This window comes from Roseomonas sp. TAS13, assembly GCF_001950415.1.
Classification (GTDB): Bacteria; Pseudomonadota; Alphaproteobacteria; order Acetobacterales; family Acetobacteraceae; genus Roseomonas; species Roseomonas mucosa.
Genome location: NZ_BDLP01000744.1, coordinates 1 through 832 on the forward strand (window position 1 = coordinate 1; position 832 = coordinate 832).

Consider the following 832-nt stretch of genomic DNA (forward strand, 5'->3'; position numbering starts at 1 on the left):
GCTGTGCGTAGATGTGATCAAGAGACAGGTGGAAGGCCGGGAGGCTTCCCGGCCTGGCCTCGCTCCTAGTGGAGCTTGCCGGGCATCGCTTCCGCGCCCGGATGGACGGGGCGGGATGCCGGGAACGGCATGTCCTCCGGCCGGGCCGCCAGCAGTTCCTCCTGCGGAAGAAGCGTGCCGAGAAGCCGCTCCAGTGCCATCCGGGTCTCCACGCGGGCGCGGATCAGGGGCAGGCGCGGCCGGCCATCGCAGAGCCGCAGGCTCTCCAGCCCGGCCTTGAGGGGCACGGGATTGCTTTCCGTGAAGAGCGCCTCATGCAGCGGCGAAAGGCTCTGGTGCAGCGCGGCGAGCATCCCGGCGTCACGGGCCGCCCAGGCCCGGTACTGGGCCGTGCAGAGCGCCGGCAGCAGGTTGGCGGCGACCGAGATGCACCCCGCCCCACCCGCCAGCAGGTGCGGCACGGCGGTGGCGTCGTCGCCCGAGAGCTGCGGGAAATCCGCGCCGCAGAGGCGGCGCAGCCTCGCCGGGCGGCCGATATCCGCCGTGGCATCCTTGAAGGCCTGGACCAGCCCGCCGTCGCGCAGGGACGCCACGGTCTCGTCGGCGATGGCGACGCCTGTCCGCGATGGCACGTCGTAGAGGACGAGCGGCAGGCGACTGACGGCCGCCACGGCCCGGACATGTGCGCGGATGCCATCCTGGCTCGGCCGGATATAGGGCGGGGCGGCGCAGAGCAGGCCCGTCGCGCCGCCCCGGGCTGCGGTGGCGGCGAGTTCCACCGCGGCCTGGGTGCAGCCACCGCCGACGCCGGCGATCACCCCCGCCCGATGGC

The 832-nt window shown here is 73.8% G+C and carries 1 protein-coding gene; it reads right to left on the reverse strand.

Annotated elements, in window-relative coordinates; all coding sequences use genetic code 11:
* Window positions 1-65 precede the first annotated feature (65 nt).
* The coding region (locus tag ROTAS13_RS25270) for a dihydrodipicolinate synthase family protein (RefSeq protein ID WP_075823720.1) at window positions 66-832 on the reverse strand (767 nt) is incomplete at its 5' end.